Origin of the sequence: Antarctobacter sp. (genome assembly GCF_048262615.1) — a bacterium.
Lineage (GTDB): Bacteria > Pseudomonadota > Alphaproteobacteria > Rhodobacterales > Rhodobacteraceae > Antarctobacter.
Map to the genome: position 1 here is coordinate 67,636 of NZ_JBLXFB010000009.1, position 18,299 is coordinate 85,934.

16 protein-coding genes are annotated in these 18,299 nt (G+C 61.4%); 10 read left to right on the forward strand and 6 right to left on the reverse strand.

Features of this window, described 5'->3' with window-relative positions:
* Window positions 1-174 precede the first annotated feature (174 nt).
* From ACN0S5_RS11890 to ACN0S5_RS11915, 6 genes are all read left to right on the forward strand, one after another.
* Entirely contained in the window at window positions 175-885 is a 711-nt protein-coding gene (locus tag ACN0S5_RS11890) for a sugar transferase (protein WP_417208493.1), read from the forward strand.
* The gene (locus tag ACN0S5_RS11895; RefSeq protein WP_417208494.1) at window positions 882-3,134 is read left to right on the forward strand and encodes a GumC family protein; all 2,253 of its coding nucleotides are present in this window, start codon (window positions 882-884) and stop codon (window positions 3,132-3,134) included. Before ACN0S5_RS11890 ends, ACN0S5_RS11895 begins: the two co-directional genes overlap by 4 nt.
* Window positions 3,131-4,471: a hypothetical protein gene (locus ACN0S5_RS11900; protein WP_417208496.1), complete on the forward strand. Its 1,341-nt coding sequence runs from the start codon at window positions 3,131-3,133 to the stop codon at window positions 4,469-4,471. The genes ACN0S5_RS11895 and ACN0S5_RS11900 overlap by 4 nt, the downstream gene beginning before the upstream one ends.
* A complete protein-coding gene (locus ACN0S5_RS11905; RefSeq protein WP_417208497.1) occupies window positions 4,468-5,292 on the forward strand; it encodes a hypothetical protein in 825 nt (274 codons plus the stop codon). Before ACN0S5_RS11900 ends, ACN0S5_RS11905 begins: the two co-directional genes overlap by 4 nt.
* Entirely contained in the window at window positions 5,289-6,575 is a 1,287-nt protein-coding gene (locus ACN0S5_RS11910) for a lipopolysaccharide biosynthesis protein (RefSeq protein WP_417208499.1), read from the forward strand. Before ACN0S5_RS11905 ends, ACN0S5_RS11910 begins: the two co-directional genes overlap by 4 nt.
* Before the next feature lie 157 nt (window positions 6,576-6,732).
* Complete coding sequence (locus ACN0S5_RS11915; RefSeq protein ID WP_417208501.1) at window positions 6,733-7,611, forward strand: sugar-transfer associated ATP-grasp domain-containing protein; 879 nt, start codon at window positions 6,733-6,735, stop codon at window positions 7,609-7,611.
* Between the two features lie 362 nt (window positions 7,612-7,973).
* Here the strand turns inward: ACN0S5_RS11915 and ACN0S5_RS11920 are convergent, their stop codons facing one another.
* On the reverse strand, window positions 7,974-8,969 hold the full coding sequence (locus ACN0S5_RS11920) for a hypothetical protein (RefSeq protein WP_417208502.1): 996 nt from the start codon (window positions 8,967-8,969) through the stop codon (window positions 7,974-7,976).
* Window positions 8,970-9,517: 548 nt separating this feature from the next.
* Between ACN0S5_RS11920 and ACN0S5_RS11925 the strand changes: the two genes are divergently transcribed.
* From ACN0S5_RS11925 to ACN0S5_RS11940, 4 genes are read left to right on the forward strand one after another with little or no spacing between them, the layout of a single operon-like run.
* Complete coding sequence (locus tag ACN0S5_RS11925; RefSeq protein ID WP_417208503.1) at window positions 9,518-10,579, forward strand: extracellular solute-binding protein; 1,062 nt, start codon at window positions 9,518-9,520, stop codon at window positions 10,577-10,579.
* A 51-nt stretch (window positions 10,580-10,630) separates the two neighbouring features.
* Window positions 10,631-11,716: an ABC transporter ATP-binding protein gene (locus tag ACN0S5_RS11930; protein ID WP_417208504.1), complete on the forward strand. Its 1,086-nt coding sequence runs from the start codon at window positions 10,631-10,633 to the stop codon at window positions 11,714-11,716.
* Window positions 11,716-12,573: an ABC transporter permease gene (locus ACN0S5_RS11935; protein ID WP_417208505.1), complete on the forward strand. Its 858-nt coding sequence runs from the start codon at window positions 11,716-11,718 to the stop codon at window positions 12,571-12,573. The genes ACN0S5_RS11930 and ACN0S5_RS11935 overlap by 1 nt, the downstream gene beginning before the upstream one ends.
* Complete coding sequence (locus ACN0S5_RS11940; RefSeq protein ID WP_417208506.1) at window positions 12,570-13,418, forward strand: ABC transporter permease; 849 nt, start codon at window positions 12,570-12,572, stop codon at window positions 13,416-13,418. Before ACN0S5_RS11935 ends, ACN0S5_RS11940 begins: the two co-directional genes overlap by 4 nt.
* A gap of 118 nt (window positions 13,419-13,536) precedes the next feature.
* On the opposite strand, the gene ACN0S5_RS11945 is transcribed toward ACN0S5_RS11940, so the two are convergent.
* Genes ACN0S5_RS11945 through ACN0S5_RS11965 form a run of 5 tightly spaced genes read right to left on the reverse strand, consistent with a single transcriptional unit; the run spans window position 13,537 to window position 18,189 of the window.
* Entirely contained in the window at window positions 13,537-15,039 is a 1,503-nt protein-coding gene (locus ACN0S5_RS11945) for a tripartite tricarboxylate transporter permease (protein WP_417208507.1), read from the reverse strand.
* 9 nt (window positions 15,040-15,048) lie between these two features.
* The gene (locus tag ACN0S5_RS11950; RefSeq protein ID WP_417208508.1) at window positions 15,049-15,522 is read right to left on the reverse strand and encodes a tripartite tricarboxylate transporter TctB family protein; all 474 of its coding nucleotides are present in this window, start codon (window positions 15,520-15,522) and stop codon (window positions 15,049-15,051) included.
* A gap of 57 nt (window positions 15,523-15,579) precedes the next feature.
* Window positions 15,580-16,536: a Bug family tripartite tricarboxylate transporter substrate binding protein gene (locus ACN0S5_RS11955; RefSeq protein WP_417208510.1), complete on the reverse strand. Its 957-nt coding sequence runs from the start codon at window positions 16,534-16,536 to the stop codon at window positions 15,580-15,582.
* A gap of 10 nt (window positions 16,537-16,546) precedes the next feature.
* Window positions 16,547-17,464, reverse strand: coding sequence for an alpha/beta hydrolase (locus ACN0S5_RS11960; RefSeq protein ID WP_417208511.1), 918 nt, complete (start codon window positions 17,462-17,464; stop codon window positions 16,547-16,549).
* Complete coding sequence (locus tag ACN0S5_RS11965) at window positions 17,461-18,189, reverse strand: MBL fold metallo-hydrolase (protein ID WP_417208512.1); 729 nt, start codon at window positions 18,187-18,189, stop codon at window positions 17,461-17,463. Before ACN0S5_RS11965 ends, ACN0S5_RS11960 begins: the two co-directional genes overlap by 4 nt.
* Window positions 18,190-18,299 lie beyond the last annotated feature (110 nt).

Genomic DNA, 18,299 nt, shown 5'->3' on the forward strand with positions numbered 1-18,299 from the left:
CGCGTGGTTGCCCCGTGATCGCGCATCACTGTTCCGGATTGCGCAACAATTTCAGCGGACTTGTTCGTATGTTTCTGAATTTGTTGAATTCGTAAACCTTCCAGTGGGCTGATGCTTTCAATTTGGGGCGAATATGACAGAATAATGACATGAGTCACCTTGCAAGAGATGCGGGTGATCGAAGAACAAAAATGGGGCGGCATTTTGGGACAGCGGGGTCAAGTCGATGCCATAAGCCTTCGATTCCAAGAAGACCGCACCAACGTGCGCGACGGAATCTATGTAGGACTTGGAAAACGACTGTTTGATATTCTGTGCGCGTCGACCATTCTGGTTGTGGCGTCGCCCGTCATTTTTCTTCTTACCTTGCTTCTGATGTGTTCTGGCGGGTCTCCCATTTTCGGTCATGTCCGAATCGGTCGAAATCATACGCCGTTCCGCTGCTACAAGTTTCGCACAATGCACTGCAACTCTTCGCGGTTGTTGCGCTTTGCATTGCGCACCGATCCGGTGGCTGCGCAGGAATGGAGGACGTCGCAAAAGCTTGACCTCGACCCGCGCGTAACGGCCTTGGGCCACTTCCTCCGGCGAACCAGCCTTGACGAATTGCCGCAGTTATTCAACGTGTTACGCGGAGACATGAGCATGGTCGGCCCGCGGCCCGTGACAGAGGGCGAATTGCGCCGTTACGGAAACCGGTTGCCATTGTACCTGTCCGTGCGTCCCGGTCTGACCGGGCCGTGGCAGATCGGTGGTCGCGGCGTGACGACCTATGAAGAGCGGGTGGACATGGACTGCGCCTATGTGCGCCGCATCAGCTTTCTGCGCGACCTCGGCTTGGTCATTCAAACGGTCACCGTGGTTTTGCGTGGATCGGGCCGGTGAAACAGGTCGCCTCGCTGACCGCCGAGCCTTGGCGCGCAACGGACGATGACGGTCAATTGGGCGACAGCCTGCGCGAGGCGCTGGCGCTGTTGCGCCGCAACTTGTTCCGGATGTTCGCGGTCGGTCTGATCTTTGCCCTGACGGGACTGATCTTGGCTCAGCGCATGGACCGGCTGTTCAAGAGCAACGTGCAACTGATGGTCGAACGTCCGGTGGTCAGCCCGATCGAGGTGGAACAGGCGGTTGGTCGGGTCGACCTTGGGTATGTCGATGGACAGATCCTGTTGCTGACCTCGGATGACATGTTGCGCCGCGTGATCGACGAGGCCGAATTGCTGGCCGAGCCGTGGTTCCAGCCCACTGAACCGGGTCCGGTCCGTCTGATCATCAACGCCATAAAGGCACTGATCCCCACAGCCCGCGGCACGCCCGGCACCGCCGATCCGCAGGACCGCGCGACGTTGGGAGCGTTGCGGCAACTGGCGGATGCTGTCTCGGTCAGGCGAGAAGGCGAAACCAATGTGATCCGCATCGATGCCAGCGCCACATCACCGGAACTTGCCCAGCGGATCGCCGCCACGATGGCACAGGTCTATCAGGATATGCGGCTTGAATTCCGCTCGGCCGAAGCCCGCCTGCTGACGGACTGGGTTGATGCGCGCGCCAACGAATTGCGCGGCAAACTCGCCGAAGCGGAACGCGCCGCCACGACCTACCGGATCGAGAACAACCTGATCGGGATCAAGGACGGCTCGGGGCTCAGCGACCAGCAACTTACTGAACTCAATGCGGAATTGATCCGGTCACGCGCCGATCTGGCGCAAAAGCGCGCCTCTTTTGAACAGGCTCAGGCCGTACTTCTGGGCGGCGATCCGGGCAGTCTCCCCGAGGTACAGGCCTCGGACATCGTGGCCGACCTGCGCGGTGAGCAACTGGAACTCCAGCGACGGCTGGCAGACGCCAGCCAGCTTGGCCAAGCCAATTCGCCGCGTCTCGCACAGATCAACAACCAGCTTGATCTGGTTGAAAGCCAGATAACGGACGAGATCCGCCGCATTGCGCAAATGCTGAACAACGAGATGGCGGCGCTTTCCAGTCGCACCGTGCTGCTGGAAGAAGCCTTGCAGCGGGCCGGCGGTCAGTCGGGGACGGATTCGCTGACCGCTGTCCGGCTGAGGGAACTGGAACGCCAGGTCGAGGCGTATCGCCTGCAATATGAACGATACCTGAACAACGCGGGCATGGCCGCCGACCTCAGCACCTTCGCCACCAGCGGCGCCCTTGTGGTCAGCGCCGCGTCCTTCCCGCTGGAACCGTTCTATCCGCCGACCAAGGTCTTTGTTATTCTCGGCTTCCTTTTGGGGGTCGGGCTGGTGCTGGTGTATGCCTTGCTGCGGGACGCCCTGAAACGCGAGTTCGCGTCCATTGCCGGCGTCGAGGCCGATCTTGGACTCCCGGTCCTGTCCGTTCTGCCCCGCCTTCCGAGCGGGCAGGAAGGATACAAGATTGTGCGCAGTGATCCCTTTACCGCCTACAGCGAGGCGGTGTCCCTGCTGCGCCAGAGCCTGACCGGGCCGGGACAGGGAAAGACGCCAATCGTTCTGATTACCTCGGCAGAGGAAACCGTGGGCAAGACCACCCTTGCCGCATCGCTTGGTGAATCGGCCAACGCCAGCGGCAAACGCGTTCTGATGGTCGATGCGGATCTGAGGTTCGCGGGTCTGTCCGCGCTTTACGACATGGAGAACGCGGTCGGTCTGTGTGACATTCTGCGGGGCGGCGACTGCCTTCCCGAAGATGAGGTCGGGCGCGATGTGCTGGATGTTATTCCGGCCGGAGACCTGCGCGGGCGTTCCCCTTCGGTCTATCTCGACACACCGCATTTCGAACAGTTCCTGCGCGTAGCGTCGCGGTTCTACGACCTGGTGATTATCGACGGCCCGCCGGTCGGAAATTTGGCCGATTGCCGTATCATGGCAGAGCACTGCAACGAGATCGTCATGGTCATGCGCGCCGAGCGCACCCCGCGCGAGGCGCTGCGCTCGGCCATTCGCCATCTGCCGCAGCGCAAGTTGTCCGGGGTCGTCGTGACCGAGGCGGATCCGGCCAGCAAAACAGGACAATGGACCCTGAGCGGCACCGCGGTCTCAAGCTATATGCGCCAACCCGCCAAGCGCAAATCCCCGCCCACTGTCAGCCCGCGTGCGGCCAGGACCGAAACCACGCTTCTGCGCCCCGAGGACGCATGACCCGGTCTGCCGCTGACGTATCGGGTCACGGGATTGTCGCCTGGGGCCTGGTGATGGCGCTTGGGGGGATGACCCTGACCTGGATTCATCTGGCGGGGCTGGGCGGCTTTGATCTGTCGCTGGCCTATGCGGCCTGTATCGGGCTTGGGCTGTTGATGTTGCTGCGCCCGGCGCAAAGCCTTCAGGCTGCGACCCGGCTGGGACAAAGCGTGCTACCGTGGCTGTGCTTTTATCTGCTGTATTTGCTGATCCTTGCGCTGCATCTGGCCGGGTTCCCGGACAAGGGCCTGATCTTGCGTCAGGCCTTTTTCCTTGTTTGCGGTCTGACCGTTGCCACAGCATTGGTACAGGCGGATGGCGAAGCACCTGTTCTAAGACGTGCGGGCATGATCGCGGTCCTTGGGTTTCTTGCGATCTCTGAGTTCCTGGCGCAGCAAAGCGGCGAAAGCTGGATGACCGCCGTTCAACGGTTCTTTGTTCAGGGAGACCTGAACTATGTTCTTTACGGCTTTCTGCGGGCCTTGTTCCAGGCTGCCGGTGACGGAGTGGCGGCGGCCTCGGCCAAGAACATCGTCGCGTCGGGTCTTTTTGTGGCACTGGTCCTGTACCGCGCCGGTCACATGTCGGTGCTGCCGGACCGAAAAGGGCAGGCAATGACGCTGCTTGTGCTGACGTTGCTTTTGATTTTCAGCACCCGATCCGTGCTGCTGATTGCCTTGCTGGCCATGCTGATGGCGACAATTCTGGCGGAAAATCGCGCCCGCAAGTCCAGAGGCGCGGGGCTTGTACTCAGGGTGTTTGCGCTTGTCAGTCTTGCGGTACTGCTGGCGTTTGTTCTGTCCACCGATCAGGCAGCCACGGCGCGGATCGGTGACAGGTTCAGTTTTGCGGATGCCTCGACGGTCGGACGGTTGCACCAGCTGGAATTCGCCCTTGCCGGCATTGAACACAGCGTGCTGCTGGGATCGGGGCTTTCCGAAATCAATGGCCAGTTGGTGCACAACCTGTTCCTGGGGGCCTGGCTGCATGGCGGGTTGCTGGCCTTTCTGGCGGTCCTTTGCGCCTATGTTGCCATCGTGGTCGGGTGGTTGAATTTCGTGATCCGGATTGCCCAACGGCGGTCGAACTGGGTTCTGCCCGCCCGACCCGAGTGGGTGGCGACATTGCCCTTGCTCCCTCTGCTGCGGGTCTGGATTGCCGGGGACGCGGGCCATCCGGGATACCCGGAATGGCTGGCCCTGATGATCTTTTTCGCCTTGCTCACAGCCAACAAACACGCCAGTCGGTCCATGCCGCAGATACGCGTTTCTGCGGTGCGCAGGGGCGTACTCATATGACGCTGGACCCTTCGCAGAATGAAACCTGGCGCCGGGACAGCGGTGGCATGGTTTCGCGGGCGCGTGGCCTGCGCGCCCGGCTGCTGGACATCGCAGTGCCACAGCGGTTCGTTTTTCACCATGTGCCGAAATGCGGCGGCACCTCGGTCGCGCGCGCGTTGCGCAAACGCTGTATCCTCAGTCAGGCGACGGTCCATCCCGAAGCCAGTTTTCGCGCCTTCGAGGCCTTTACCGGGCGCCATGATCGCGACGCCATGCTGGTCGACGTGCTGGATCTGCGCGAACAAATGCTGCTTTACCTGATGTATACCGACACCCGTTGTATTGCGGCCCATGTCGGGTTTTCCGAAACCGCATTTGCGCGCTTTGCCGGACATTACAAATTTGTCACCGTCCTGCGCGAGCCGGTGGCAAGGTTCCTGTCCCATTTCGCGTGGAGCCATGGCCGCCACGGCGCCCATGCCATGATCGCCGAACCGTTCGACGCCTTTCTGGAAACCCCGCGTGCCGCACGTATGGGGGCAAGCTATGTCGAGTATTTTTCCGGATTGCCTGACCGCCACGACCTGCGCAGCGCCGCCGCAATTGACAGGGCGGTCAAGGGGTTGCACCGGTTCGATGTTGTCGGTCGTCTGGACGATCTGGCAAGGTTCCGCACCGACCTGAAACGCGAAATCGGGCTGCGCCCGCGCATCGGACATGAAAACCGCGCCCGTGGGCCGCGTGCCGGGTTGCGGCCAGCCGATCTGACACCAGAGCAATTGGACCGGGTACGTGCGCTCTGCACGCCCGATCTTGCCGTGTGGGATGCCGCGCCATGACCGGGGCAACTGTCGGCGGCTCCCGTGGCCCGCTGTCGCTGAAACGCAATATCGGTTTTGCCATGATCGGGCGCGGCTGGTACGCGGCGACGCAATTTCTGATCATCGCTCTGACCGCGCGGCTGGGAACGCCCGCTGATGTCGGGGCGTTCACTCTGGCCTCTTCGATCGTGACCCCGCTGTTTTTCCTGGCGACCATGGGCACCCGAGACGTGCTGACCGTGGATGATCTGGACCGGTTCAACCGCGCCGATTATCTGGGCCTGCGGATCACCGGCAGCGTCGCGGCGGTGGCGGTCTCCATGGCTGTCGCTTTTTCGGCTTACGGGGGGCGCGGATGGCTGGTGCTGGGCGCTGTGGCCGGAATGGCCATGGTGCGATTTTTCGGCGCGCAGGCCAGCCTGAACCACGCCATGTTCCAGCGCGCCGAGCGGCTGGACTATGTCGCCGGTTCGATCCTGTTGCGCAGCAGCGCCGGACTGGCCGGATTTGCCGTGGTCTTTTGGTATACTCGGGACTTGCCGCTGGCCCTCTTGGCCGAAGCGGCGCTGTGGGGGCTGAGCTACTGGGGCGTGGACAGCCGCCTGTTGCGGCGGTTGGGTCTGGCAACTCCGGTTGCGGCGTTGAAAGGGACCAACCTGCGCCGCATCGGCACCCTTGCACTGTGGGTGTTGCCCGTCGGACTGGCGCTGTGGCTGATGCGGGCGGCCCACAGCATCCCCCCACTTGTTCTTGAGCGTCATGCCGGTCTGGCCGCTGTGGGCCTGTTTGGTGCACTTGCCTATGTTCATACGGTGCTGTCGATGCTGGCCAATGCCATGAGCAGCGCCGCAGCAGCCCGCCTGCGCCGCTACGCGCGCAGCGGACGGATCGGCGATTTTCGGCGGCTGACCCGGCGCATGGTCATCGCCTCACTCGGGCTTGGGGCATTGGCCGTCGCGCTCGCGTGGCTGTTCGGCAATCCCTTTGTGCGGTTTGTGTTTGGCGCAGACTACGTTGACCGAAGATTGCTGACGCTGATTGTTCTCGCATCGGCGCTGTATCTGGTGGCGGGGCCGCTTGTTACCGGCGTGACCGCATTGCAGGCTTTTCGCTGGCGGGTGGCGATTTCGGGCAGTTGTTTCCTTGCCGGTTCCATAGCTGCGCTGACCTTGGTGCCACAGCATGGCGCACTGGGGGCCGGTGGCGGTTTCCTTGCCTCCGGAGCCGCATATCTGACCATAAGCGCGCTGGCACACGCCTGGCTGACCCGCCGCCGTCAAACGGACAGAGCCGTTGGTTGATCGGTTAAAGCAATCCGCGAAATCGGCGATGGCGACGGCGCGCGCGACCCGATTGCGGTGGAAAAAACGGCGCGAGGTCCGGGCGGCGCTGTCGGTACTGGCCGCAGCAGGACGCAGGCCGACGCCTGACCATATTCGTCGGGCCAGAGATGAGGCCATGGCCCGGTTCGGTGTGGCGCGTCACGCCGAATGGTTGACGCTCTACGCTGCGGTGCAGGGCTGTTACCGCGACGGCTGGATGCCGGACAGTTATTATCTGGAACAGGTCATGCCACGGGTGAATGGCGTCAGTCACCATTTGGCCCGTGTCAGGGCGACAACCCCTGCGTTCTTTGACCATCCGGCCATCTGCGATCTGCTTTATGCGCTGAACGGGCGATTCTTGCGACCCGACTTCAGCCCCCTGCCCCCGACCGAAGCCTGTGATTTGCTGGCAGGCCACGGGCCTGATTTGGTGTTCAAGGCGGATCAGTCCGGATTTGGCCGTGGTGTTCAGATCCTGTCTGCTGCGGATCTCAGCCCTGAACGGTTGCTGCACTTGGGCAATGGAGTCTTTCAGCCGAAACTGTCAGCACATCCCGAACTGGATGGGTTCGGAAGCCGGGCTTTGACAACGCTGCGCATCGGAACCGCCTTGACGCCGGACGGCAGGCCAGAGGTCCGGTGCTGTTACCTGAAGATCGGCCGACCGGGCCATGCCCATGTGATCGCACGTGACCAGTTACGTGTGGCCGTGGACTGGCACAGCGGCGCACTGGATGAGATCGGATACCTGTCAGATTGGCATCCGGTGACGTGCCCGCCCGGTGTCGCCACCCCGTTTCACGGGTCAGCCGTTCCCGCCATTGCCGACGCCACCCATGCGGCGGTATCTCTGCACCTTCAGTTGCCATTGGCGGGCTATATCTGCTGGGATTTTGCCATTGACGCCGAAGCCCGCGTTCGGCTGTTGGAATGGGAAGGCGGCGTCGTTGGTTTTGCAGAGGCGGTCCAAGGTCCGTGTTTCGAGCACCTTGATTGGGTGACGGCCATTTGATCGTGACTAACGGCCCTTTCGACCTGTGCGGCGTGTGAGTCCGCCCATCGCACACGTTTGGAATCAGACTCTGGACGTTTGGAAGACAGTGGGGAGAATTGCGGCACCGGGCGAAAGATGCCCTACAGTTCTTTTACTCCAATGGGCTCCTTAAAAATACAATCGTGCGCCAAATGTGTTTTCCCTATGCGACTATAATTCTGCCATCGGCTGACTATACGTGTCGAAAACACTTTTGCCAATTCAGCCCCGTGAAACTCCCCGGAAACGCGCCAATTTGGCGGATGCGCCTTGCACCATTGGGTTATGGCGAGTCCGATGTTGCAATATGAAGGCTCTTTCAGGCCAATGACGAAAGTTCTCTAAACGAAAAGGTCGCCGGTGCTCTCAACATATCCTTCCGGCAATTCTCCAGCCGTCAGACCCTCATATTCCGGAATCAAGGTATTATCCTTGATATTCACTTTGCGTTCGACGTACAGTTCGACCCCGGATTCCGGAACGCCGTAATCTGTGTGGAACGCGAAATAGTCATCTTCCGAACCTTCCTGTTCGATCTCGACCATCAAAAAGCGGTTGTTGTTCGGGTCCACGACCCAATAGTAAGCTTCGCCAAATATCTGACCGCCGTTGCCAACCTCGACACCGTCCAGACGGGTTACAGCGGCGACCTGTCCCGTCTCGTCATCCGCATATTCACTGACGAGATTATCACCCGACAAAAAAGCGTCATCATCCTCGACGCTGATGACCAGAGTGGGGTCGCTGGGCAGCATGATCGTATCGCCGACAAACAGGTTTTCTTTGCCAGCCATGGTGAGATCAAATTCGTTAAAGGCTGTGAATACGAACTGTGGTTCGGGATCGGGTTCCGGTTCTGGTTCCGGTTCCGGTGCGGGCGGTGCCCCTGCCAAATTTTGATATTCGGGGATCAAGGTTGAATTCTTTATATTCACCTTGCTTTCTACGTGTAGTTCGGTCCCGGCCTCCGGAATACCATAATCCGAAACGAATGCAAAAAAATCCCCTCCCCCGTCTTCCTGCTCGATCTCGACCAAGGCATATTGATTTCCGGACGCATCGCTGACCCAGTAGAACGCTTCTCCGTATACTTGCCCGCCACTGCCGATCTCGTCGCCATCGGCGTTCAGGATCGCGGCCGTCTGACCGCTTGTATCATCGGCATTTTCATTCGAAATGTTGTCTCCGGACAAAAACCCATCGTCATCATTAATGGTGATCGAAACGGTCGTCGTACCCGGTATGATGATCGTATCGCCAACAAAGAAATTGGATCGTCCGTTTAGTGTAAGATCGCTCTCTCGATATGCGGAAAACTCATAATTCAGAAAAGGCATTGGCAGTCCCTCATCTTGGCGACGAAACCGGCATTCCCAAGGCGGATTTCCGTTTGCTGAACATCCATCCCGCACTGGAATCACAACCGATCCCATTCACGGAAATTCTCGCTGAGGATTGTCACATCGTTTCGACTTGCAATCAAGCATGTTGGGGCAATCGCATCGTGGAACCAACTTGCGCCCTGCGTCGTGGTAGGTCTTGCGAACCTGTGCCAGCGCAGGCTCAGGCCCTCGGCAATGAGCCAAATCGAATGCGACCCGCGCCGCTTCGACGCCGTGTGGTACACTGGCCGGTTGCCGGTCGTGCGCTTTGTGGCAGGCCAACAGCTCGGGGCATCCGGGTATCATGCTGAAAACACGTCACGAATCCATCATTCGTGTTACGGGACAAGCCCGGCGGGACGACCGGCGATCTTGAAGACTGTCACAGCAGTTTCGCAATATCGGGCGATAATGACGCGTTTCGCGGCGAACTATAATTTGACCATTTGGTCCGACGCGCGCACTCTGCCCGGAATTACAGAACACAACAGAGAGGACATCCCATGACCAGAACCATTTTGCTGGCAAGCACCCTGCTGACGGGGCTCGCTTCGATGGCGCAGGCCGACACGCTGCGCCTTTTGACTTGGGGCGGCTACGCGCCCGACGACGTTGTCGAGATGTTCGAAAAGCAGACCGGCCACACCGTCGAAGTGACCAAATCCAACAACGAGGAAATGATCGCCAAGCTGCGCGCCACCGGCGGCGGCGGCTTTGACCTCGTGCAGCCCAGCCAGGACCGCGTGATGGGTCCGCAGATGGAATTCGGCATTTACAAGCCGATGGACGTCTCGAAGCTGAATCAGGACCTGTTCATCCCCTCGATGCTGATGGCCACAATGGCCAACACCACCGTGAACGGGGATGTCTACGGCGTGCCGCATGTCTGGGGCACCTCGGGCCTTGTGATGAACACCGCCGCCGCAGGCGACGTTGTCAAGGATTACACCGACCTCTGCGCGCCCGAAGTCGCGGGCAAGGTGTCCTACCGCCTGAAGCGCCCGACCCTGATCGGCTTTGCCTTCGCCATGGGCGAAGACCCCTTTGCCGCCTACGGTGATGAGGCCAAATACAAAGAGATCATGGGCAAGGTCGAGGCCAAGCTGATCGACTGCAAGGCCAACGTGAAAACCTACTGGGGCGGCGGCGACGAACTGATGAACCTCGTCCGCTCTGGCGAAGTCACCGCGTCGATGGCCTGGGATACTGGCGGCTGGAAGCTGAACGACGACAACGCCGATATCACCTTTGTCGCGCCCGCATCCGGTGCACTGGGATGGATCGACACCTTTGTTCTGCCCGCCAAGGGTCAGGCCGATGACGTGGCCTATGAGTGGATCAACTTCGTGATGCAGCCCGAAGTGGCGGCCATGATCACCGCAGCGGCCGGCAACTTCACCGCCTCCGCCGGAGCGGACGAGTTTGCCGAGGACGCGCTGAAGGCCAAGTATCAGGCCAGCTTCTCGCAGGAGGCCATCGACAACATCAAGTGGTATCCGCCGGTTCCTGCCGGGCTGGAAACCATCGAAGGCGAAGTCTTGGACCGCGTTCAGGCTGCCAATTGACCATCCGGGCGGCACCCCTTGCCGGGTGCCGCCCCCTTTTACGGAATTCACATGACCCCTGATCTGGACTGCGTCGACCTCGTAAAGCGGTTCGGCGATACCACGGCTGTTGACAACGTCACCTTTTCGGTGCCACCGGGCAGCTTCTTTTCCATCCTCGGGCCGTCGGGCTGCGGCAAGACCACGATCATGCGCATGATCGCGGGCTTTCTCGATCCGACCTCGGGCGACATCCGGATCAAAGGCGGATCGGTGCTGGACACGCCGCCGAACAAGCGCCCGGTGAACATGGTCTTCCAGCACCTCGCCCTGTTCCCGATGATGACCATTGCCGAAAACATCGGCTACGGGCTGCGCCGTCGCGGCATGGCCAAGGGCGAGATCGCCCGCAAGGTCGACGAGGCACTGGACCGCATCGGCCTGCCGGGGATCGGCACCCGCAAGGTCGATGAACTCTCCGGCGGGCAGAAACAGCGCGTGGCCATCGCCCGCTGCATGGTGCTGGAGCCGGACGTGTTGTTGCTGGACGAACCGCTGGGCGCGTTGGACTTGAAGCTGCGCGAACACATGAAGGTCGAGCTGAAGGCGCTTCAGGCGGCGTTTGACACCACCTTCGTCTACATCACCCACGACCAGTCAGAGGCGCTGGTCATGTCCGACCAGATCGCCGTGATGAATGCCGGACGGTTCGAACAAGTCGGCACCGGGCAGGATCTGTACTACCGCCCCGACACGCCTTTCGTCGCCGGGTTCATCGGCGAGGCAAACCGTTGGAAAGGCCGCATCGAGCGTGCCGAGGGGGACACGCTGCAATTGCGCACCGAGAGCGGCCTTGCCATGCGGGCCACGGGCACCGCCCTGGCTGAGGGCGCCAGGGCCGAGATATTCGTCCGCCCTGAATCGATCCGGCTTGCGAGCAATGCCGAGGCCTTGTCGGCCTTCGACAATCAGTTGAAAGGCACCGTCACCAGCATCCTGTTCAACGGCGCGGCCAGCCGCGTGCTGGTGCAGGACGACGTGGGCGAGACGCTGGAGGTCACGCTGCCGCAGTCGGGCGAATTCGATGCGTTGAAACGCGGCGACACGGTGCATATCGGCTGGTCCGCAGGTCAGGCCACCTGTTTCGGGGTCGCGTGATGCGTCATCAATCCCGCATCACGTTCTTTCTGCTGCTGACGCCGCTGGTGTTGTGGCTCGGCCTGCTGATCATCATTCCGCATATCGACATGTTCCTCATCTCGATCCGCGAACGCATCAGCTTTGGCGTCTATGAGACCAGCCTAACGCAATACGAAAAAGCCCTGACAGAGCCGCTGTACCTGCGCACCTTCTGGCGCACGGCGGTGATGTCGGTGCTGGCCACGGCGATCACGTTGCTGATCGCCTTTCCGGTCGCCTATTACATCGCCAAGATGGCCAAGGGACGGTTGCAACAGGTGCTCTTCATGCTCTGCCTGATCCCTTTCTACGTCTCGGAACTGGTGCGCACCTTCGGCTGGATGATCCTGTTGCGCGAAACCGGGATCGTGTCGAACCTGCTGCAATGGGTGGGGCTGGCCGATCAGCCGGTCGAGATGCTGTATACCGATGCCACCATGATGGTCGGCCTTGTCTACACCTCGATGCTGTTCATGGTGGTGCCGCTGGTGACCACGATGGAAAGCCTCGACGACAGCGTCATCGAGGCAGGCTATGACCTTGGCGGCAACGGCCTGTCGGTGCTGCGCGAGATCATCATTCCCCACGCCATGCCCGGCATCGTCTCGGGCTGCATCGTGGTCTTCATGCTGTCCCTGGGCAATTACCTGACGCCGACCATGCTGGGCGGCAAGGACAGCCTGTGGTTCACCGAGATGATCTACAACCAGTTCATCGTGCGCTCGAACTGGGAGCTGGGGGCGGCCTTCGGCTTCATGCTGCTGGTGCTGTCGTCGGTGATTGTCTGGGGGATGCTGCGGCTGACGGGCCGAACCTTGAAGGAGACGATGGGATGATCCCGACGATACCTTCCTCACGCGCCTTCCGGGTGATCTACGGCAGTTACGTGGCGCTGTTCTTCCTCTACCTCGCCCTGCCCCTGACCGTGGTCGCCGTCTTTGCCTTCAACGACAGTTTGTTCCCCTCGCTGCCGTGGGAGGGGTTCACCTGGAACTGGTTCTTCGGCGAGGAGCGCCCGCAGATCGGCGTCTTCCACGAACGCGGCATCCTGCGCGCGGTCGGCACCTCTGCCTTTGTCGCGCTGTGCGTGGCGGTGCTGTCGGTCTGCGTCGGCACCACAAACGCCTTCCTGTTCAACCGCTACGAGTTTCGCGGCAAGGGCCTGCTTTACGTATTAATGCTTTTGCCACTGGTCATCCCGGGCATCGTGCTGGGCATCTCGATCCTCGTGTTCTCTTCGACATTGGCTAATGGCATCTGGGACGTGGCGAAAATGGACATTCAGGCGCTGCGCCCCGGCCTGCTGCTGGTCATTCTCGGGCAGTTCAGCTTTATCACCACCATCGCGACATTGGTGATTTCTGCCCGCTTGCAGAAATTCGACCGCACGCTGGAAGAGGCGGCGCTGAACCTTGGCGCGGACCGGTTGACGGCGGTGCGCACGATCACCCTGCCCTTCCTTGCGCCGGCGATGATCGGCGCGGTGGTGGTGGCCTTTCTCATGAGCTTTGAGAACTTCAACACCACGCTGATGCTGGTGGGCTCGGACGCGCCGCTGACCATCGCCATGTTCGACCGGCTGAAAGAGGGCTCAACCCCGCTGCTGAACGCGGTCTCGCTGCTGTTGATGCTGGGATCGTCGCTGCTTGCCTTGCTGGTGATCCTGTTCCAGCGACGCTGACCACCCCAGCGAAATCTGTGTGCAAAACACTGTTTGAGCGCTCCGCCCCCGAAAGATTTAACTTTCGGGGGCGGGTGAGCCAAGAACAGGGCACAGGTGCGGCGCGATATTTCGCGCTTTATGACTGTCGCCGGGTCCGCTGGGACTTTCGCTTCACGATCGGCATCACGACCGGCAACAGGATGCTCAGCGCCGCAGCGGCGAGCAAAAGGCCAGAGATCGGCCGGGTGAAGAACGGCAACACTCCCTCGTCCGTGTATGTCAATCCCCGGCGCAGGTTCAGCTCCAGCATCGGCGCCAGAATGAACGCCAGAATGAAGGGACCGATGGGCAGCCGCAACTTGTCCATCGACAGGCCCAACGCCGCGAAACCCAAAAGCAGGATGTAGTTGAACGCGGTCGAAGACCCGACGTAGACCCCCATGAACCCCAGCACGATGATGGCCGGGTACAGGTAGTGATACGGAATTTTCAGGATCGCCGGGAACAGCCGCATCCCCCAGAACTGCATCACCAGCACCAGCACCGCGGCAATCAGCGCGGTCAGGAACAGGGCATAGACGATTTCGGGGTTGTTGGTGAACAGCAAGGGGCCAGCCTGTACGCCGTGGATCATCAACCCGCCCAACAGGATCGCCGTCACCCCGTCGCCGGGAATGCCCAGCGCCACCATCGGGATCAACGCACCGCCAACCGAGGCGTTGTTCGAGGTTTCAGAGGCAAACACGCCGTCGATGCAGCCCTTTCCGAACTTCTCGGGGTGTTTCGAGGCGGACTTGGCCTGCGCATAGGCAATCATGTTTGACAGCGCCGCCCCCATACCGGGCAGAAACCCGATCCAGAGGCCGATCATGAAAGAACGGACCATGTTCCATGCATTGTCGCGGTACTCCTTCAGCGTGACGCCAAAGCCCTTGATGTCCTTGACGTCAACTTCTGGCACCTGTTGCTGGCCACGGGCGAAATCCTGCACAATCTGCTTCAGCGCGAAAAAGCCCAACATCAGAGGGATCAGGTCGAATCCGCCGTTGAGATAGACCATGCCGAAGGTAAAACGCGGATAGCCGTCAATGGGTGCAAAGCCGACCGACGCCAGGATCAACCCGATCGCCGCCGCCGCCAGACCGTGAAACACGCCGTCGCGCGACAGGGCGGCGACCAGCGAGATGGCGCAAAAGCCCAGCGCAAAATACTCCCACGGCCCCATTTTCAGGGCCAGCCGCGCCATAACCGGGCTGGCCGCCATCGCGATCAGGATCGACAGGAAGGTGCCGATGAACGACGCGGTGATCGCCGCGCCCAGCGCCTTGACCGCCTGCCCGTTGCGCGTCATCGGATAGCCGTCAAAGGTGGTTGCAATGGCGGAGGGCGAGCCGGGGATGCCCAGAAGGATCGAGCCGATCATCGCGCCCGACACGCCGCCGACCCAGATCGACACCAGCATCGCCAGCCCGACCTCGGCCTGCATCCCGAAGGTCAGTGGCAACAGCAAGGCCACGCCAAGACCGCCCGACAGACCCGGAATGGCACCCAGCACAATGCCAAGCGCTGTGGACAGCACAATCACCGCAAAGGTCAGCGGAGTGAGCAGAGTAGTGAAACTGGCAAGGATGTCCTGCATGGGTCTACCTCAAAAAACAATGCCGCGAGGCAGCAGCGTGCCCAGGAAAGTTGCAAACAGTAGATGCACGCCGCCGGTCACGGCCAGCGCATAGACAGCGCCGCGCCACGGCACGCGCCGTTCGCGTCCGGCGATCACATGGAAAAAACCGTAAACCGACAGGGGTGTCGCGACGTAGAAACCGACCAGCCACAACGCCAGAGAATAGACCACCAGAAGCCCGAACATCACCACCCCGCGCGACAGGCTGGCCGCGTCCGGGCTGGCCTCGATAGGGGCGTCGGGACTGGCGTCGGGGGCTGTGCGAAAGGCGTTCAGCAATATGCCAAGGCCGCACACGATCATGATCGCGAAACCGAAAATCGGGAACAGTTGCGGCCCCGGATCGTCGTTGAATGTGCGCACGCTAATCTGCATCGTTGCCGCGATTCCGGCAATCCCAAAGGCGATCAATCCTGCGCCAAGCGGCTTGTCTGTATTCATAGTCCCCATCCTGTCAACTGCGCGGGCACGGGCCTTCCGCCCCCGCGCCAAGGTGTGTCAGCGGTCGGAAAGACCCAGCTTTTCCGCCAGCGCGCCGATCTTTTCGTCCTCGGAGTGCATCAGGGCGTTGGCGGCGTCCACATCGTAGTAGGTGAACACGCTGTCGGCCTTGGCCAACGCCTCTGACGCGGCGGTGTCGGTCGCCAGATTGGCGGTTGCCGCGTTGATGGCTTTGACCAGGTCGGGATCCATCCCCTTTGGCCCCCACAGCACCAGCGGCGCCAGCCAGCTGACATTCACACCTTGCTGGATGCACGTTTCGTATTGCGGGTAGGCCGGGTGCGGTTCGGGGTCCAGCAGGCACAATACCTTCATGTCGCCCGACTGTTCATACTGCATGGCAGACCCCGCGCCGAGGTTGCCCATCTCGATGTGCCCGCCCTGAATGGCCGCGACCTTGTCGACTTCTGCCGAAGCTTCCAGCAGCTTCAGGTCGACGTCTTCGTTCATCATGATCAGACCGGCGATGAAATGTGTGGTTCGACCCAGCGACACCGCGACGGTGCGCTTGCCCGGATTGGCGCGGGCGTCGTCGACGAATTGCTTCATCGTGTCCCAAGGCGCATCGGCAGCCACCGCATAGACCTGCGGCGCATAGCTTTGCGCGATGCCGATGGTGGTGAAGTCTTCCAGCCCGATGGCGCTGTGCCCGGTGTGATACCCGGCAAGCAGGCCGGTGTGGTTGAACAGGATCGTGTGCCCGTCCGGTGCGGCGGTCATCACCTGATTGTAGGCGATCGAACCGCCGCCACCGTCGACATTCACCACCACCACGTCGCCTCCGGTCTCGCGGCCCAGGTAATCGGCGAAGATGCGGGCCATGACGTCGGTTCCGCCGCCGGGCTTGGACGGTACGATCAGTTGGACCGGTTTTGTCGGCCAGTCAGCGGCGACGGCGGCCACGGCACTAAATGTCACGGCCATCGCAGCGCCAAACAGGGTCTTTAGGGTCAACAGGTTCCTCCTAGTCGTTCTTGCGGGTGAAAAGCGCGTCGAGCCAGCCGAAAATCAGCGCCCGTGCCTCGCGGTAACCGGGCCGCGCGGTGACGACCCAACCGTGGTCGCAATCGGCGAACTGGCGCACGTCCACGTCCACCCCGGCGGCAATCAACTGACCGGCGTAGCGCTGTGCCTCAAAGCGCAGCGGGTCGAGACCGGCAATCAGGATAAGCGCGGGCGGCAACCCTTCCAGCGCTTCGGGCAGGGCCATGACCGGCGACAACAACGGGTTCGTCAGGTTCTCGGGTGTGCTGGCGTACAGCACGTTGAACGCTTCCATCCGCCATGCGGGCATCACGCTGCGCGGATCCAGCTTTTGCGCGGCCGGTGTCACACCATCCAGAAACGGATAGTCCAGCATCTGGCCGCAGACGCGGAAGGCACCGCTTTCCTGCGCCATGAGGCAGATCGCGGTCGCAAAATTGCCGCCAGCGCTGTGTCCGCCGATGGCGATGCGGTCCGGGTCGATGTCCAAAGCCGCCGCCTGATCAAAGGCCCAGGCCACGACATCGTGGCATTCGGTCAGGCCCGTGGGGAACGGGTGCTCCGGCGCCAGCCGGTAATCCACGTCCAGCACAAGCGCGCCAGTGGCCAGCGCAACCTGAGCGCAAAAGATCGTGTCGCGCGGGTGATAGCCGCGTACAAACCCGCCCCCGTGAAAATTTACGAAGACCGGGCGCGGGCCTGCGTGCCCGCCTGGCGGTGTGACCTTGATCACCCGCGACGGGCCGACCCGTGTGGGAACCGCAATCTCCGCGACCGTGCAGGCCGCAAGGTCGGCCTCCATCTCTTCGGTGATGATGGGCGGCATCAGCGTACCGCCGCGCAATTCCTCGGCGACGGTCAGCCGGGCCTCGGCACTCATGGAAAAATCATATGTCATGCCGCTTCTCCCATCAGCGCGCGCACCTGCGCGATGCGCCCGTCGATCAGGCGCGGCCAGACCGCAGGGTCGAGAAAGGGATTGTGGCCGGGCCGGATCTGACCGACCTTGTCCATCATCCCGACCTGCGCGGGATGTGAGCCCAGCGTGATCTCCACCGGGATCTCGCGGGCTTTCAGCATCGCCGCCAGATAGTCGTCGCGCGCCGTGACCGGCAGCCCCGCCTTGGCAAGGAATGCGTCGCCCAGCGTATTCAGCCCTACGCCGCCATGCAGTCCACACAGGTGGCCGCCAGCCTCAAAAAAGAACGAGGTGGTGCCGGGGGTGTGCCCCGGTGTCAGCATGGTGCGAACCGAACGGTCGCCCAACACCACCGGGGCGTCGTCGTTGTAAAAGGCATCTGGTTCGAACGCGCCCAGAGGATAGCCCGAGGCAAAGATCATGTCGGGGCGCGCGGTCATGAAGGCCCAGTCTTCGCGGCTGATCATCACCTTGGCCCCGGACGCCTCCTGCAAGGGGCGCACGCCGCCAAGGTGGTCGTAATGCATGTGCGAAATCAGGATCAGCCGGATGTCGGCGGGATCGAAGCCCAGCTTCCGTATCGCCTCGAACACCAGGTAGACCTGCGGCTGCATCGTCGTGTCGATCAGGATCAGACCATCGCCGGTGTCCAGCAGATATGCGCCAACCCAATTGTTTCCCACGTACCAGGTGCGATCAGCCACCTGGAAAGGGTCGACATCAACCTCCCAGGGCCGCTCGCAGCCCTGTTGCAGGCAATCGAAGGGATCGGTCGGAAGCGGAGGCAAGACTTTTCTGGACATGCACAAAGAGG

Excerpts from the sequence above, each read along its gene's own strand:
- ACN0S5_RS11905 (WP_417208497.1), top strand. The coding sequence starts at position 4,468 with ATGACGCTGGACCCTTCGCAGAATGAAACCTGGCGCCGGGACAGCGGT.
- ACN0S5_RS11900 (WP_417208496.1), top strand. The coding sequence starts at position 3,131 with ATGACCCGGTCTGCCGCTGACGTATCGGGTCACGGGATTGTCGCCTGG.
- ACN0S5_RS11950 (WP_417208508.1), bottom strand. The coding sequence starts at position 15,522 with ATGAATACAGACAAGCCGCTTGGCGCAGGATTGATCGCCTTTGGGATT.
- ACN0S5_RS11960 (WP_417208511.1), bottom strand. The coding sequence starts at position 17,464 with ATGACATATGATTTTTCCATGAGTGCCGAGGCCCGGCTGACCGTCGCC.
- ACN0S5_RS11940 (WP_417208506.1), top strand. The coding sequence starts at position 12,570 with ATGATCCCGACGATACCTTCCTCACGCGCCTTCCGGGTGATCTACGGC.
- ACN0S5_RS11920 (WP_417208502.1), bottom strand. The coding sequence starts at position 8,969 with ATGCCTTTTCTGAATTATGAGTTTTCCGCATATCGAGAGAGCGATCTT.
- ACN0S5_RS11910 (WP_417208499.1), top strand. The coding sequence starts at position 5,289 with ATGACCGGGGCAACTGTCGGCGGCTCCCGTGGCCCGCTGTCGCTGAAA.
- ACN0S5_RS11925 (WP_417208503.1), top strand. The coding sequence starts at position 9,518 with ATGACCAGAACCATTTTGCTGGCAAGCACCCTGCTGACGGGGCTCGCT.
- ACN0S5_RS11930 (WP_417208504.1), top strand. The coding sequence starts at position 10,631 with ATGACCCCTGATCTGGACTGCGTCGACCTCGTAAAGCGGTTCGGCGAT.
- ACN0S5_RS11945 (WP_417208507.1), bottom strand. The coding sequence starts at position 15,039 with ATGCAGGACATCCTTGCCAGTTTCACTACTCTGCTCACTCCGCTGACC.
- ACN0S5_RS11935 (WP_417208505.1), top strand. The coding sequence starts at position 11,716 with ATGCGTCATCAATCCCGCATCACGTTCTTTCTGCTGCTGACGCCGCTG.
- ACN0S5_RS11915 (WP_417208501.1), top strand. The coding sequence starts at position 6,733 with ATGGCCCGGTTCGGTGTGGCGCGTCACGCCGAATGGTTGACGCTCTAC.